This is a genomic window from Vibrio sp. 10N.286.51.B11 (assembly GCF_041469245.1).
Classification (GTDB): domain Bacteria; phylum Pseudomonadota; class Gammaproteobacteria; order Enterobacterales; family Vibrionaceae; genus Vibrio; species Vibrio crassostreae_C.
In genome coordinates this window covers 58,308-73,944 of sequence record NZ_JBFRKI010000001.1, presented here as the reverse complement: position 1 = coordinate 73,944, position 15,637 = coordinate 58,308, and the positions used below count along the sequence as shown (strand labels likewise).

Here is a 15,637-nt window from a genome sequence, read left to right as displayed (position 1 = left end):
GAGTGGATTCCATACATCACGTTAGTGTTTTTACTCATAGCTATCTTGTTAAAGAAAGTTTGTCCTATAAATAGTAATCTGAATAGTCGATTCGAACATTCTACAAGTTTACTCAAAACGTCCACAGGTTAACGGGGAGATTTCCGTCTTTTTGCGACTAGAGTGAACTTATAGTCACTGGATTTAAAGTAGTTGCGACTATATTCGAATACAGTGTCATCGTGTAGGTAGCTGCGAGTGCGCTTCTCAATGATCGGGTCGGCAGGACTGATGCCTAGCAACTCAGCAACATCGTTAGCCGGGAGGATGGGCACGATTTCCTGCTCACTTCTATCTATCACCAGTTTTTTCTGCTTCTCGATATAATCGTATTTCGAGCCTTGCATCACTTGATAGGTTAGATCCGGGAACATGTCGACTGGCATCCATGTCTCTTCAACGGTGATTGGGTTGTCATCGACAAAACGAACGCGTTTTACGTAAAAAATTCGAGCGCCTTCGTTGATGTCTAAGTGCTCTGCTAGTGTTAACGAGGCAGATTGAATTTCAAAGGCAATTACATCGCTATGAGTTATCCCACCTAAATGAGCCCATTTTTCCGCAAAGCTACTTTGTTGGTAGATATCGTAGTTAACCTTATTCTCTTTAACGTAGGTGCCACTACCCTGAATGCTCTCTAGCTCTTCATTTTCGATCAGAAGTTTAAGCGCCTGACGAACGGTTACTCGGCTGGCAGAAAACTCTTCGCACAGTTGAGCTTCTGTTGGCAGCGCCTCACCTACCTTGTAAATCTTACTGCTGATTTTTTCTCGAATGGCGTCAGCTATTTTGCGATACAGGGGCAGTCTTGCCATGTAAACCTCGAAAACAATACAAAAGAGATAGGTGACAACGACTTGTGATCACCTCTAGAGGCTTAATGATACGAATTAAAGCACTGAATACAAGAAATGGTTGTTGAGTGAGTGAGCTGATAATACAAAAAAACTCCAAGCGGGGGAGGCTTGGAGTTTTGGAGCATACTAAGTGAGGGTGAGTTAAGCTTTCGTTTCAGCTAACTTCTTTTCTTTTTGGTTTCCTATTACTTTTAATCCGATGGTTAGTGCCATTGACACTGCAATACCGATGACGAAGTAAGTCAGCCAAGCAACAGGGTTACCGATGACAGGTAGCATGAACACTGCGCCGCCAGCTACGGTACCAATAGTAATCTTAGAAGAAAGAATTAATGCAGCCGCTACACCACCACCAATCATATGAGCAGGGATGATACGCATTGGATCTTTTACAGCGTAAGGGATAGCACCTTCAGTGATACCACAGAAACCTAAGATAGCGGTTGAAGGGCCTGCCAAGCGATCTTCTTCATCGAAGAAACGTTTGAATACGACAGACATAATGCCTAATGACATACCAGGGATACATTTCGCAGCAGTAAAGGCAGCGTAAAAGATTGATGCATCACCAGCGAAGTCACCACTTGTACCAACACCGATACAGAATAGGTAAGCCGCTTTGTTTACCGGGCCGCCCATATCGAAACAAGCCATAGCACCGAGGATGAAACCAAGAATCAGTAGGTTGTTTGTGCCCATTGAGGTTAGCCAGTCAACCAAACCACTGTTAAGCATCGCGAAGAACTTACCAGGGCCCGCATACATAAAGATTAGTGTTGCGATACCCGCTAGTAGAGGTGTGATGATAATCATCTTCACTGACTCTAGTACTTTCGGTACTTTGATCTGGCGGACAAGCATAACAAATAACGCTGCTGCTGCACCGGCTACTAAGCCACCTAGGAAGCCGCCGGTCATGATAGAGATCTTACCGAATCCACCACCAACAGCGACGAAACCACCGACGAAACCAGGAGCTAGACCAGGTTTACCGACCATACCGTAAGCTGTAAATGCTGCAAGCACACAGATTAACAGTGGGTTAAATGCTTTTAACGTGCCGTAGTATAGGAAATGAATAATGCCTTGAAACGAAGACTCAAACTGCGCTTTGGCTTCTGGCTGTGCAATAGCTGCATAAACTTCTTTCTTAATTGCACCGATTTCACTGTTTGCTAACCCTTCAGCGGCGTTAATTATGCCAAGGTCTGCGTATGTTTTGCCCGTGTATTCAACCAGTATCGCTTCATCATAAAGGTGGGTGTAATCGTAGCCGAAGAATAGATTTAGAAGACCTACACAAAGACCACCGATTATAACAAGAGGAATGATGTGAGATACGCCTGAAAGAGCGCCCTTGTACCAAAGTTTCAAGAAACTAACGATCATATTGTCGTTGCTCTCTTCCTTCTCGGCAAACTTGTTGGTCGTCGTGGCTGCTTTCGCATTTGAGCCACCCGCTTTGACCTTCTCTTCGAGTGCATCAAGCATTTCATCAGCGGCTTTGATACCATCTTTAACCTTACCTTGCACAGACGTTAGCCCCTCGAAGCGCTCAGCTTCAATTACGCCTACGTCAACAGCGTAGATAATGCCATCGGCCTGCGCGATATCTTGTGCGGTTAGTTTTCCATCTAGTCCATTCGCACCTTGCTTCTCGACCTTTATTTCCCAACCGCGCGCGGCTGCTTTCTTTTCTAAATTTTTAGCCGCCATGTAGGTGTGCGCTACACCGGCTGTACATGCTGTAATCGCTAAGATTTTCATCTGATGTTCCTTTGCGTCGTCTCTCGTCATTTGAGCGACAAATAGGTCACTCAATGATTATATCCTTACTTAATTTGTTTTAATCATCTGTGATGATTCTCACAAGTTGTATTATTTGTATTTAATTTGTTTTTATTGTTCTAAGTATCAAAGTAATACAAAAAATGCACTATGACTATATACCATTGAAATATAATACTAAATAGCTACGAGGCGACATTAAGTAATAAAACCCTTATTTAAATAGAATAGCTTGTATTCGCCCTTTGGCGCTTAGAGGTGAGGGTAAATTTATAGTTGTTGGTCGTGAAATAGTTTCGGCTATATTCGAAGATGGTGTCATTTTCTAGGTATCCGCGAGTACGCTTTTCTATAACAGGTTCTGTAGGATTGACTCCAAGCAATGTCGCCACGTCACTTGGTGGAAGGACAGGCATGATTTCTTGCTCACTTCTATCTATCACCATCTTCTTTTGCTTTTCGATGTAGTCATATTTCGACCCTTGCATCACTTGGTAACTGAGGTCTGGGAACATAGTCGTTGGCATCCAAGTCTCTTCAACCGTAATGGCGGTCTCGTCCAGGAAACGTACTCTCTTGATGTAGAAAATGCGCTCGCCTTCATTGATATCCAAGTGTTCGGCCAGCGTTAATGAGGCGGCTTGTACCTCGAAAGATAAGACATCGCTGTGTGTTACTCCCTGCAAATGAGCCCATTTCTCAGCAAAGCTGCTCTGTTGGTAGATGTTGTAGTTTATTTTGCTCTCTTTTACATAGGTACCACTACCTTGAATACTTTCTAGCTCTTGTTGTTCGATTAGAAGTTTAAGCGCTTGGCGTATAGTTACGCGGCTGACAGAGAACTCTTCACGGAGTTGTGCTTCTGTCGGTAGTGCTTCACCAACCTTGTAAATACCGGTGCTAATCTTATCTCTAATGGCATCAGCGATTTGTCGGTACATGGGTAATCTTGTCGTCATATCCTAGCTAACCTCTTGCGTATTAACCTGTAGAACCACTCTAACAGGTCTTAGTGTGTGACCTTTGACTTGAATAATACGAATTCTACCCAGTTAAATAATGATAAAGAATACAAATATGGACCCTTAACTCCAATTTAATATATATCGTGATATTTGTGAGATCTGTATCATGGTTTATTTGTATTTGATTGGTATTATTGTTGTCACATAAACAGATAACCCAAAAGAACGTGAACACGGGGCTAAAACTATGAACCTTACAACGCTTACCAACTCATCACTGATTAATCTACAAACGACGTTCGAAAGTCGTGACGCTGCAATTGAAGCACTCGCTGAACAACTCGACCAACAAGGCAAACTGCACGACAAAGAAGAGTATTTAAAAGCTGTGTTTGCCCGTGAAGAGCATGGTGCAACGGCGCTAGGCGAAGGCCTTGCTGTTCCACATGGCAAAACCGACGCAGTGAAAGAAGCAGCATTTGCAGTCGCAACCCTAAAACAAGATTTGAAATGGCAGGGCATTGATGAAGAAGAGGATGTAAATCTGATCTTTCTAATTGCTATTCCTAATGCTGAAGCGGGCTCTACACACATGCAACTGCTGACCGAGCTGACAAGTACTTTGATTGATGATGAAGTTCGTGAAGCGGTACTTAGCGCGACAACTGTAGAACAAATTTTTGCACTTCTTAGCGATGAGGAAGAACAAATTGAACAGGCAGCCGAAGAATCTGCACCAGTAGTTGAAGAGAAGAAAGGGTTGTTTGGTTCTATTGCTTCAAAGTTATTTGGATAACTCAGCGTTTACTCAAAATCCATTACTCATTTAAGTCGCACAGCACAGTCTTTACAGGTACAAAACAATGACTAAATCACGCGTTCATATTACCCCACACATGCACTGGGATCGCGAATGGTACTTCACCACTGAAGAGTCTCGTATTCTTCTGGTGAACAACATGGAAGAGATCATGCAACGTCTGGAGAGCGATCCAGAATACAAATACTATGTACTTGATGGTCAGACCGCTGTCCTTGAAGACTACTTTGCCATCAAGCCAGAAAATAAAGAGCGTGTACGTGACCTAGTTCAGGCGGGCAAACTTATTGTTGGCCCTTGGTACTCTCAAACTGACACTATGCAGGTTGGTGGTGAGTCAATCGTTCGTAACATGTTGTACGGCCTACGCGATTGTCTAGAGTTAGGTGAGCCAATGAAAATTGGTTACTTGCCAGACTCGTTCTCAATGAGCTCACAGTTGCCGATGATCTATAACGGATTTGATATCGATACAGCGATGTTCTGGCGTGGTTGCTCTGAGCGTCACGGTACCAACAAAACTGAGTTCTTATGGCAATCTAATGATGGTTCAGAAGTAGCTGCACAAGTACTGCCTCTTGGATATGCGATTGGTAAGTACCTACCTCAAGATGAAGAAGGGCTGCGTGCTCGCCTAGACAAATACTTCCCGGTGTTAGAAAAACCGTCAGTGACCAAAGATATCCTGCTGCCGAATGGTCACGATCAGATGCCAATCCAAAAAGACATCTTTGAGGTGATGGACAAGCTACGTGAGGTTTACCCAGAACGTGAGTTTGTGATGAGCCGCTTTGAAGAGGTGTTCGACCGCATCAAGCAAGAACGCGATCAATTAGACACAGTAAAAGGCGAGTTTAACGACGGCAAATACATGCGTGTGCACCGTACAATTTCGTCAACTCGTATGGATATCAAGCTGATCCACGCTCAGGTAGAGAATAAGATCGTCAACATCCTAGAACCTCTTGCTTCTATCGCTTGGTCACTAGGTTTTGAATATCACCATGGCTTGATTGAGAAAATGTGGAAAGAGAGCATGAAGAACCATGCCCATGACTCTATTGGCTGCTGCTGTTCAGACAAGGTGCATGCGGAGATCCTTAACCGTTACATCCTAGCCGACGATATGGCGAGCAATCTGATCACCTTTTACAAGCGTAAAATTGTTGACCACATGCCAGCGCGTGAAGGCTGCGACAAGCTAGCTTTCTTTAACCTATCGCCATACGAACGTGAAGAGGTGATCAACACCACCATCACTATTCGTGCAGAGCAGTTCAACATCTTCGATGATAACGGCAACTCAGTTGAGTACTTCATCCAAGATCAGCGAGTGATCGACCCAGGCAAGATTGACCGCCAGATTGTCCACTACGGTAACTATGACCCGTTTATTGAGTACGATATTCAGATTAAACAATCTGTACCTGCGATGGGCTTTGCTACCTTGCATATTCAAGGCAATGAACAAGGTGCTCAGAAGATTGCCGAGCAGAAAGATTACCTGCTAGAGAATGAGTTCTACACCATCAAAGTGAACGACAATGGCACCCTAACCATCTTGGACAAAGAAACCGAGATGACATACGACCAAGTGCTAAAAATTGAAGATGGTTCAGACGATGGCGATGAGTACGACTATTCGCCATCTCGCAAAGAGTGGCTGCTTTACTCAGATGAGTTTAAAGTCGAAACCGATATTAAACATGAAGGATTCCAATCGGTTGCTAGCATCAAACTGCGAATGGATGTACCAGCTAATCTGCAAGAGCGTGAAGAGCGCACAGGACAAAACGGCTATGTAGATGTCGATTGTCAAGTGGTACTTAAAGCCGGTTCACGCCGCATTGAAGTCCGTATGGAGCTAGATAATCAAGCAGACGATCATCGAGTACGTGTGCTTATCCCAACGCCATTTGTCTCTGAAAATGTGGTGGCAGATAACCAGTTTGGCCTTATCACTCGACCAACTAACGACCCTGCAATGGAAGTATGGGAGCAAGAAAGCTGGAAAGAAGCGCCAGTGCCTGTGTACCAGCTGATGAACTTTGCTGCGGTTGAAAACCAGACAGGTGGACTGGCATTGATGACCAATGGTCTGCGTGAGTTTGAATTCGTATCAAGCCAAGGCAATGAAGAACGCGATACCTTTGCTCTAACTCTACTGCGTGGGGTAGGAGTTCTAGGTAAAGAAGAGTTGTTGCTGCGTCCAGGACGTCCTTCAGGTATCAAGATCCCGACCCCAGACTCGCAAACTCGCGGCAAGTTGGTGTGTGAATTCAGCTTACTTGGTTTTGCTGGCAACCATATCGCGGCCAACGTTATGGCTAAAGCACGAGACTATGTAACGCCAATCGAGTGTTACAACAAGATCCCGTACAACGCAATGAAGCTAAACGTCGGTGAGCAAGACAAGCCGTTAACCTACTCGCTTCTTGCCAAAGAGCAGAAAGGAGCTGTTCTTAGTGTACTGAAGAAAGCGGAAGATGAAGATGCCTTAATTCTACGTGTCTACAACCCGGCTGAATCTGGACAGATTGAAGATGGTGTTACCTTCACTCAACCAGTGACTTCATGGCAAGAGACCAGCTTGGATGAGCGAGTACGTGATACCGAAGTCGCTAGCCAGAGCTTTGGTGCACTTAATGCGTGTCAGGCTAAATCATTCCAAGTGAAGTTTTAATCCTAGTTTTTAACCGTAGAAACCTCCGCTCTGATTCCAACTGGGCGGAGTTGGTGAACCGAGATGAAGATTGTAATTGCCCCCGATTCATTTAAAGAGTCTCTTAGTGCCAAGCAGGTATGCCAAAGCGTTGAAGCCGGTTTTGCACAAGTATTCCCAGAAGCGGAGTATGTGCATCTACCGCTGGCCGACGGCGGTGAGGGAACGGTCGATGTATTGATGCAAGGGTTAGATGGCATTGTGCAAACTACCCAAGTGATGAACCCACAAGGTGAGACCGTCGATGCACATTGGGCACTGCTTGATGACGGTAATACGGCATTGATAGAGATAGCTTCAGCATCGGGATTAGACCTAGTTTCGCCACAAGATCGCGATCCTGCCCTTGCAACTACCTATGGTACTGGTGAGTTGATCAAAGAGGCACTTGAGAAAGGTGTAAATAAAGTCCTGCTTGGTCTTGGAGGCAGCGCCACCAATGATGGTGGGGCTGGTATCGTCCAAGCATTGGGTGGCAAGTTGTTGGACGAGCAAGGCAATGAGATTGCCTTGGGTGGTACTGCTCTTTCTAACCTTTCTCGTATCGACTTAAGCAATATCCATCCTCGATGCCAACAGGTCGAGTTTGTGATCGCTTGTGATGTCAACAATCCATTAGTTGGTGAAAACGGCGCTAGCTATATCTTTGGTGCTCAAAAAGGGGCTTCCTCGGAACTGATTGATCAGCTTGATGACGCGTTGAATCATTTTGGAGAGGTCAGCAGCAATCTCACTGGAACAGATAACCGAACTACACTTGGCTTTGGCGCTGCTGGTGGCGCATCTCTTGGTTTATCACTGCTATTTGATATCCAAATCAAGCAAGGTATTGAGATGGTTTTAGACACCTTAAACGCAGACCAAGTGCTGCAGGGCACGGATCTGGTTATTACTGGCGAAGGCCAGATGGATAACCAAACCCTGCAAGGCAAGACCCCGTTTGGTATTGCTAAACGAGCCACGCTACAAGGTATTCCCGTGATTGGAATTGCAGGCTCATTGGGTAAAGAGATTGATGAACTCTACAACGTTGTCGATAGCACCTTTGGCACGGTTCGTTCACCACAACCACTAGAACAAGTTCTGACAGAGGCGGGCGATAATCTGACTCGCACTGCACGCAATATTGCCGCTACTTTGAAAGTCGGCGCACAGATTTTTGGAGAGAAGTAGTATGTCTCTATTTAAGCTTGATAACGTCATCCAAAACTATGCATGGGGTAGTAAAGACTCCATTCACAACCTATTTGGTATCAATAATCCAGAGCACAAGCCACAGGCAGAGATCTGGATGGGTGCTCACCCAAATGGCTGCTCTAGGCTCGATGGTACCGGAGAGCCTCTTGCTGAGGTAATTGAGCACAACAAGCAAGATATTCTTGGTGGCTACACCGCTGCACGTTTTGGGGAGTTGCCTTTCTTATTCAAAGTGCTTGCCGCAGAGATGCCACTCTCTATTCAGGTACACCCTAGTAAACATAAAGCGCAGCAAGGGTTTGAGCGAGAAAACCAACGAGGGATTCCGCTAGATGCCGCGCACAGAAACTATAAAGATTCCAACCATAAGCCTGAATTGGTTTACGCTTTAACCTTTTATAAAGCGATGAATGGATTTCGCCCAATTGCAGACATTATTACTTTGTTTAAAGAGGCCGACATTCCAAGTCTGGCGAAAGAAATTTCCGAGCTAGAAAAGCACGCAGATAGTGCAGCGCTAAAAGAGTTCTTTGCTGCGATTATGTCACTTGAAGGTGAACGTAAAAAGGTGGCACTGGCTGAACTTGGTGAGGCGCACAGACGTCCGGCTAAAACCATGATAGGGCGCGAGGCTCTGCAGTACAGTGCTGAGTTTAAGCGGCATTATCCTGGAGATATCGGCCTATTTTCTCCACTAATGCTTAATACTGTTGAATTAGCACCTGGCGAAGCAATGTTTTTGTACGCCGAAACCCCACATGCATATGTGCAGGGGACTGGTCTGGAGATAATGGCAAGTTCAGACAATGTTTTGCGCGCAGGGCTCACACCAAAACACATTGATGTAACTGAGTTAATAGATAACACCTCATTCGAACCGATTGAACCAGCGGAGATTCGGCTAAAACCAATATATAAAGAGAGTAATAAAGTGAGCTACCCGATCCCAGTTGATGACTTCTGCTTTGAAGTAATGACAGTCGAGATTACCAGCCAAGCACAGTTTGTTCGTAGCGCAGAAATACTGTTTTGTATTGAAGGTGAAGTTGCAATTTCAAGTCAAAATAATCACGTTGTGTTGAGAGCTGGTGAATCAGTATTCGTTAGCAGTAACTCAGTGAAATACGATTATCAAGGGCATGGGAGGATAGCCCGAGCATTCAATTAATTTTCATATGCTTGGAACCTTGATGTGGCCAAAGTAGACACTACTAATTAAACGGCTCCTGCAAACAATACTGAGTAATTGGCTGCCCGACGTGCTTTTTGTCTATTTTAAGACAAATCTCATTTAACTTACTTAAACTAATCCATTGCTCACTAAATTAGCAAATCGCGTAGCACACTTTTGTCCAGAAACTTCTCACGCACCATTTCGTAACTCAGAAATGCCCAGAACCTTCTTAAGGCTCAGAGATTCTGTGCGGAAAGGGATTAAAGTGAGTAACCGTGTATCGGGGGTCTTAGCCTGCATGTCTATTGCAGCACCGTTGGAAATACCTAACTGATGCCGTTGAAGAAGCTATTATACTTATGTTGAAATAGACTGAATTACTAGCTGGCGGTTGTAAGCAGGTTAAGTACGTTAGGATAAAGTATAGTTGCCTTAGCCTAAAAATTTATGCAGTAACTTATGAATTTGACACTTGGTTAAAAGTATTACCATAAGTATTACCGCTCTCTTTGCGAGTTTTTTTATGGATATATATCAGCATCTTAAATAAATAAGTCGGATTCCTCACTCACCGCCAAATTTAAGACCGCAGCAGTTCGCTGCGGTTTTTTTATGTCTAATTTTATCCTGCGACCTGTTATCACCAAGGAAGAGCAACAACAGGTGTGATGACCAGTCGAAGTTGATGCTCTATCCCAAACGCGTCAGGGCTTTCAATGTAGTTCCAGTATTGAAGACCAAACTTGATGGGTTTGCCACCAATGAGAGTCGTCTTAGCGAACCCAATACCAATAGGGAATGACAATTTATTTCCACTGCTCGCTTCGTGATTATAGCTCCAAGTTGGTTGCGCTTGAATTTGCCATCCATCGTCTAGATTCGCGGTATAGAAGTACTGTCCACCAGTAATACTCGCGTCGGCGTCATTGCTTCCGCCAGCGTTCCATTGATGGGTAATTAACGCCCCGATAACCCCCCAGCTTTGTACGTAGGCTAAGGCAAACTCTGGACCGAGTAAGAATTGATCGTTACCCAGTTCATCGCTTGTTGCGGTGGGCAGTGTACCCACTATCCCCCCCACGACAATCATGCCGCTCTCAAAGGTATGACCAACGGCCACATCAAAGCCGATATCACCGAGACCTGCATCTGAATTTTCAAATCTATCGCCCTTGTAATAGGGTTGGTCAAATATTAAAGGTATATTTGGTCTGATAAATAAGTTGGTTCGCTCTGCAATTGGCACAGGGAGAACAGGTTGAAAGCTCAAGCGATACCCGTTCTGACTGTTCGCTGAATTTAAGTCGCCTTGATAGTTCGTCCAATCCAAGTTAAAGGACATCGAGCCAAGCGTTGTGTTTGGGTTGGCTAGCTCTTTAGCTACCTGCTCTACATCTTGCCCCTCGTCGGCTAACACTACGATGGGAAGAGTGACAGCAAAGAAGAATATCGCGCTTAAGCTTCGTAATTTAAGGTTTGGCATTTTTTTTTCCCTGACGAAAACGTTGGTACAAAAACGTTTAGCTATAAAGGATTATTTTGTCAAAGTTGCCTTTATAGAGAAGGGCAGCTCTGGAGCGGCAAAGTCAATAGCTGTGGGTGAGATGAGCGTAAAAGTGATTGTTTTTGAGTCACTTTCTCTTGTCACGTTAGATTTGTCTTATCATTGAGAAAAATGAGCAAAGAAGAGGATCAGGTAGATAGCGTGAAATTATTGGTCTAAGATTTTTGACACGTAACACTTATAGTTCATCTCACACACGGGATAAAATTATGAAACCACTAGAATCATTCATTAAAAAGGCTACGATCGTCGGCTTTGGCCTTATGTCACCACTTGTTATCGCCGCTAATTATGATGTTGTAATTTTGAACGGCAGAGTTATCGACCCTGAAACAAATTTCGATTCTGTTGCTAATGTCGGGATCAAAGATAATAAGATCACAGCAATAACGACCGATAGTATTTCTGGGGATAAAACTATTGACGCTACAGGTAAAGTTGTTGCCCCTGGATTCATCGACGTCCACGCTCATGGTCAAAACATTGGTGACTACAGAATGCAGGCGATGCAAGGCGTTACCACTATGCTGGAACTCGAATCTGGTGTTCTACCTATCAGTGACTGGTATGCAGGACAAGCTGAAAAAGGCTTACCATTAAACTATGGTGCAGCAGCTGGTTGGACTTACGCTCGTATTGCTACATTTAGTGAGACGGAACCCGAAGCGACCGTTGGCTATTTCCAAAAAGCTCAATCACGTAATGATTGGAAGATGGATATAGCAACACCTGAGCAAGAAAGTAAAATCATCAAGCTGATTGAGCAAGGCCTTGATGAAGGTGGCCTAGGTATCGGTATTAACGCTGGCTATGCACCGGGCCATGGTCAAAAAGAATATTATGCATTGGCTGAATTAGCCGCAGAAAGAGACGTAGCAACCTATACTCACGTTCGCTATGCCAGCAATGCCGAGCCACAAAGCTCGTTTGAAGCCGTTAAAGAATTAGTGGGCAATGCCGCTATCACTGGCGCTCATATGCACTTTTGTCATATTAACAGTACTTCATTAAAAGATATCGAAACCATCTTACCTATGGTCAATAAGGCTCAAGAACAAGGAATCAATGTTACTGTGGGCGCTTACCCTTGGGGCGCAGCAAGTACTGTCGTTGGCGCAGCCATGTTTTCTGGTGAAGGCTGGCGGGAACGTATGGGTTCAACCGCTGAAAACTTTCAGCTAGGTAAAGAACGTATGACAGAAGAACAGTTGAAAGACTACCAAGAAAATAAACCTGGTACTTTTATTGTCTGGCACTTCCTAGACGAGCAAAACCCTAAAGATCTTGCTCTATTAGACGCTTCGATTCTAAATCCTAATGTGTTGATTGAATCTGACGAAATGTTCTGGATGCATATGGACGAAGACGGCCACATTGAAAATTATGCAGGTGACGAGTGGCCATTACCAAAAGATCTATTCTCTCATCCTAGATCAAATGGCACCTTTGCTAAAGTACTCAGAGTCTATGTTCGTGAGCGCGGCTTGTTAACGATGACGGAAGCACTACGTAAAATGACACTGATGCCAGCTCAATTAATAGAAGATTTTGTCCCTCAAATGAAAAATAAAGGACGAATCCAAACCAATATGGACGCAGATATCGTGGTATTCGACCCAGAAACTATCGCTGATGTGGGCACCTACCAAGATCCTAACCACCCAGCCGTAGGCGTACATTGGCTATTGGTTAACGGCAAAATCGTTGTCAACAACACACAACTAGATACAGACGTTAAAGCAGGCGAAGCCATTCGACGTTAATTCACCTAATCAATGATAAATCAGACTATAGAAAGCGATACTCAGGTATCGCTTTTTTATCTCACCTCTTCGATAATTTCTTAAAGTGTCACATATAATACTTTTAAATGAATTTTCTAATTGAGGTAACATTTAGATAGATTTGCCAAAAATATTCGACATAAATCACGTTTTTATCATGTCATTGGGCGTAGTTTATTTATAAAAAGGTGCATAAAAAGGTGCGTACAAAGGGCTTAACACTCCGTTTGATATAAATCCGTACCTATCTTTACTTCCAAACTTCCAACATATTTATATTTTATAGAAGCTAACACTGTTAAGGAAAATTTCAAATATGGACAACAAATCTGAAATCGAACCAAGTAATGATAAAGCGACAAAGTCAGGTGCACCAAAATTACCAGAATTTGAAATAAAAGATTATTCAAAAATCCCTCAACGAACACACAAATATCCTGCATCTGAACGTGCAAAAAAAATTGTTCGAGATTCTATGGCTATTGACAGCCTTTTTTCCGGTCTTTGGCCCTCTCAATGGTCTTCACCTGAAGCACCAGAATTCCATGATGAAATGGACAAGTGCAAAGCCGCTGGATTCAAGGTACTAGCAGCATGTCCTTCCGCAGACTCGTTAGATGCCTCGGTTGAAGGCATTATGAAAGGCGCTCAGTTCTACCTAAGCAAAATGAAAGAACGCCCAGACGACTATATGATGATCCGCACTACCAAAGATATTGATGAAGCGGTAAAACAAAACAAATTGGGTATTTACTTCACTCACCAAGGTACTCAAATATTTGGTGGTGATGTTGATCGCGTAGGACTATGGCGTGAGATGGGCTATGGTTACTGTTTATTGGCATATAATCAACGTAATGATGTGGGTGATGGCTGCTTCGAAATTGAGAACCGTGGTCTAACTGAATATGGAAAAAACTTGTCGACGCTTATAACCGATACGGTATGCCTGTTGATGTAAGCCATACTGGCGAACGAACCTCCTTAGATGCGATTGAACGCAGTAGCCAACCTGTCATTTCTTCGCATTCAGGTGCGAAAGCCATTGCCGATTATCAGAGAAGCCTTTCTGACGTTGTGATTAAAGGTGTTGCGGCAACCGGTGGGGTTTGCTCAATAAATATGGTGGCTGCCTTTATGGATACATCTAACCCAGATATATTGACGACTGAACAATTATTTCGACATATTGATTATATGGTCAACTTAGTCGGTATAGACCACGTTGGCTTCGGTTCAGACTATATCCCGAACATCAATTTTACAGCGTCTATTATTCAAACACCAATGGGGCAGAACGTATTCCCTGATGGTGGCTATAGTGCCGCTGTAGGAGCAAAAGGGTTTCCTACCCCAGCACCATATCAAATTGTTGCAGCTCTAATTGATACCATGCTTGAAAATGGATACTCAGAAGAAGACTGCAGCAAGTTCTTAGGTGGCAACATGTACCGAGTATTTGATCAAGTCTGGGTATAAGAAGTTTATTAAATTTACTCAATAATTAGCACTTCTAACATCTCGTTTAGAAGTGCTTTTTTAATCGCTTCGAATGAGACTGCAGTTTATGACTGCTCCTAACTTGTTATTGTCCAATTTCGTGCTAGTAGGTACCAGAATCTTCCGTGATTGTTAAGTTCGATGAAGGGATAAAACCTTCAAATCAATCTAAGTATGTTTTGAAAATGTGATTAAAAAGGCTGAATCAATAAACTGATCAGCCTCTATCGATTTATTCCATTAAAGGTAACGACTTCTCAAATGATCTTTGAAGTATTGCGCATTCAAGGTTTCACCTGTTGCACCTTTCACCAAATCATCAGTAGTAAGCAGGCTGCCTTTGCTCCAAATGTTCGATTCTAACCAATTGAAGATAGGGGATAGGTCACCGCTTTCAATCACTGAGTTCACATCCACTGTTTTCTTCATTGAAGCCATGAACTGAGCCGCGTACATCGCACCTAATGTGTAAGGTGGGAAGTAACCGAATGCGCCGTCCGTCCAGTGGAGAATGTGACCTGCATTTTAAGGTAGTTGCGGCTGTCCAAATTCTTGCTAACGGGGCGACTTAACTCACAAAGTACGAAAAGTGGGGGCAGAGTACAGTTCTTGACTCAAACGAATTCGCTAGTTTTTGCTCTGTAAATCGCACTGAAAGAGTCACACACATACAAGGTAGTATGAGCATAGCCTTGAACAAGCCCAAAATCCTCGCTGAGAGCGTTTGAGGCGGTCTGAGGGTTGTTTTTGGTAGCTAATTTACCCATTTACCATAATAAGAATGATGAACTCCGACTTTAATTGCATGAAACGAGAGCTATCTATTTAGTTTCACTGCTGCGACAATCTTAATTTCTTACTAAACTGGAATTAGTATTGAACTAATAAAAAAGGAATAGTTATGCGAATTGTTTTTTTTGTTTTTGCTCTTTTTTTTTCTTCCCTTTCATTTGGAGGTTTTAAACCAATTCACGATAAAGCCTTAGAAGAAAAAGCACTCGATGCATTAGAAGTTCACTTAGTAGCTGAAGGTTTGATAAGAGATGATGCTGAGCTAGCTCTCGCGTATGAGGAGGGAGGGAAGAGTATTTTTTTCTTTCGAGTAAGAGAGCATGAAGGTGGGGATGAGTTATATAGGGTTTTTTGCTCAAAGGCTAGGTGCCGTTTTAGTTATAACTGACAATTGAAGTTGTAGTGGTCTAATGATCCCTGACAATCACGTAAGCG

9 protein-coding genes and 3 pseudogenes are annotated in these 15,637 nt (G+C 43.5%); 7 read left to right on the top strand and 5 right to left on the bottom strand.

Features of this window, described 5'->3' with window-relative positions:
• Window positions 1–128: 128 nt before the first annotated feature.
• The 3 genes from AB4154_RS00290 to AB4154_RS00280 all read right to left on the bottom strand — a co-directional run bounded on the left by AB4154_RS00290 (window position 129) and on the right by AB4154_RS00280 (window position 3,643).
• Window positions 129–854, bottom strand: coding sequence for a GntR family transcriptional regulator (locus AB4154_RS00290; RefSeq protein WP_102321452.1), 726 nt, complete (start codon window positions 852–854; stop codon window positions 129–131).
• A 183-nt stretch (window positions 855–1,037) separates the two neighbouring features.
• Entirely contained in the window at window positions 1,038–2,663 is a 1,626-nt protein-coding gene (locus AB4154_RS00285; RefSeq protein ID WP_198594332.1) for a PTS fructose transporter subunit IIC, read from the bottom strand.
• A 239-nt stretch (window positions 2,664–2,902) separates the two neighbouring features.
• Window positions 2,903–3,643 (bottom strand): GntR family transcriptional regulator, encoded by a 741-nt coding sequence (locus AB4154_RS00280; RefSeq protein WP_241910602.1) that lies wholly within the window; start codon window positions 3,641–3,643, stop codon window positions 2,903–2,905.
• 253 nt (window positions 3,644–3,896) lie between these two features.
• On the opposite strand from AB4154_RS00280, the pseudogene AB4154_RS00275 reads away from it, so the two are divergent.
• The 4 genes and pseudogenes from AB4154_RS00275 to manA form a co-directional block, all read left to right on the top strand.
• A pseudogene (locus tag AB4154_RS00275) lies at window positions 3,897–4,394 on the top strand (fructose PTS transporter subunit IIA); the annotation flags it as partial.
• A gap of 118 nt (window positions 4,395–4,512) precedes the next feature.
• Window positions 4,513–7,152: a mannosylglycerate hydrolase gene (gene mngB, locus AB4154_RS00270; RefSeq protein ID WP_136974899.1), complete on the top strand. Its 2,640-nt coding sequence runs from the start codon at window positions 4,513–4,515 to the stop codon at window positions 7,150–7,152.
• A 63-nt stretch (window positions 7,153–7,215) separates the two neighbouring features.
• Window positions 7,216–8,364 carry a glycerate kinase gene (locus tag AB4154_RS00265; RefSeq protein WP_372121910.1) on the top strand — a complete coding sequence of 383 codons (1,149 nt, stop codon included), beginning with the start codon at window positions 7,216–7,218 and terminating at the stop codon, window positions 8,362–8,364.
• Window position 8,365: 1 nt separating this feature from the next.
• On the top strand, window positions 8,366–9,556 hold the full coding sequence (gene manA / locus AB4154_RS00260; protein ID WP_102321457.1) for a mannose-6-phosphate isomerase, class I: 1,191 nt from the start codon (window positions 8,366–8,368) through the stop codon (window positions 9,554–9,556).
• Window positions 9,557–10,202: 646 nt separating this feature from the next.
• Here manA and AB4154_RS00255 read toward each other — a convergent pair.
• Window positions 10,203–11,045, bottom strand: a complete 843-nt coding sequence (locus tag AB4154_RS00255) for a hypothetical protein (RefSeq protein ID WP_136974981.1) — start codon at window positions 11,043–11,045, stop codon at window positions 10,203–10,205.
• 290 nt (window positions 11,046–11,335) lie between these two features.
• Between AB4154_RS00255 and AB4154_RS00250 the strand changes: the two genes are divergently transcribed.
• Both AB4154_RS00250 and AB4154_RS00245 read left to right on the top strand, forming a co-directional pair.
• Window positions 11,336–12,889, top strand: a complete 1,554-nt coding sequence (locus AB4154_RS00250; protein ID WP_017062426.1) for an amidohydrolase family protein — start codon at window positions 11,336–11,338, stop codon at window positions 12,887–12,889.
• Between the two features lie 337 nt (window positions 12,890–13,226).
• Window positions 13,227–14,389 (top strand): annotated as a pseudogene (locus AB4154_RS00245) (dipeptidase).
• Between the two features lie 261 nt (window positions 14,390–14,650).
• Here AB4154_RS00245 and AB4154_RS00240 read toward each other — a convergent pair.
• A pseudogene (locus AB4154_RS00240) lies at window positions 14,651–14,920 on the bottom strand (carboxypeptidase M32); the annotation flags it as partial.
• Between the two features lie 391 nt (window positions 14,921–15,311).
• Here AB4154_RS00240 and AB4154_RS00235 point away from each other — a divergent pair.
• Entirely contained in the window at window positions 15,312–15,590 is a 279-nt protein-coding gene (locus AB4154_RS00235; RefSeq protein WP_017063787.1) for a hypothetical protein, read from the top strand.
• The last annotated feature ends 47 nt before the right edge of the window (window positions 15,591–15,637 follow it).

What these genes read in the sequence shown, in the direction of transcription:
- AB4154_RS00290 (WP_102321452.1), bottom strand. Translation starts at nt 854, where the DNA reads ATGGCAAGACTGCCCCTGTATCGCAAAATAGCTGACGCCATTCGAGAA.
- AB4154_RS00285 (WP_198594332.1), bottom strand. Translation starts at nt 2,663, where the DNA reads ATGAAAATCTTAGCGATTACAGCATGTACAGCCGGTGTAGCGCACACC.
- AB4154_RS00280 (WP_241910602.1), bottom strand. Translation starts at nt 3,643, where the DNA reads ATGACGACAAGATTACCCATGTACCGACAAATCGCTGATGCCATTAGA.
- mngB (WP_136974899.1), top strand. Translation starts at nt 4,513, where the DNA reads ATGACTAAATCACGCGTTCATATTACCCCACACATGCACTGGGATCGC.
- AB4154_RS00265 (WP_372121910.1), top strand. Translation starts at nt 7,216, where the DNA reads ATGAAGATTGTAATTGCCCCCGATTCATTTAAAGAGTCTCTTAGTGCC.
- manA (WP_102321457.1), top strand. Translation starts at nt 8,366, where the DNA reads ATGTCTCTATTTAAGCTTGATAACGTCATCCAAAACTATGCATGGGGT.
- AB4154_RS00255 (WP_136974981.1), bottom strand. Translation starts at nt 11,045, where the DNA reads ATGCCAAACCTTAAATTACGAAGCTTAAGCGCGATATTCTTCTTTGCT.
- AB4154_RS00250 (WP_017062426.1), top strand. Translation starts at nt 11,336, where the DNA reads ATGAAACCACTAGAATCATTCATTAAAAAGGCTACGATCGTCGGCTTT.
- AB4154_RS00235 (WP_017063787.1), top strand. Translation starts at nt 15,312, where the DNA reads ATGCGAATTGTTTTTTTTGTTTTTGCTCTTTTTTTTTCTTCCCTTTCA.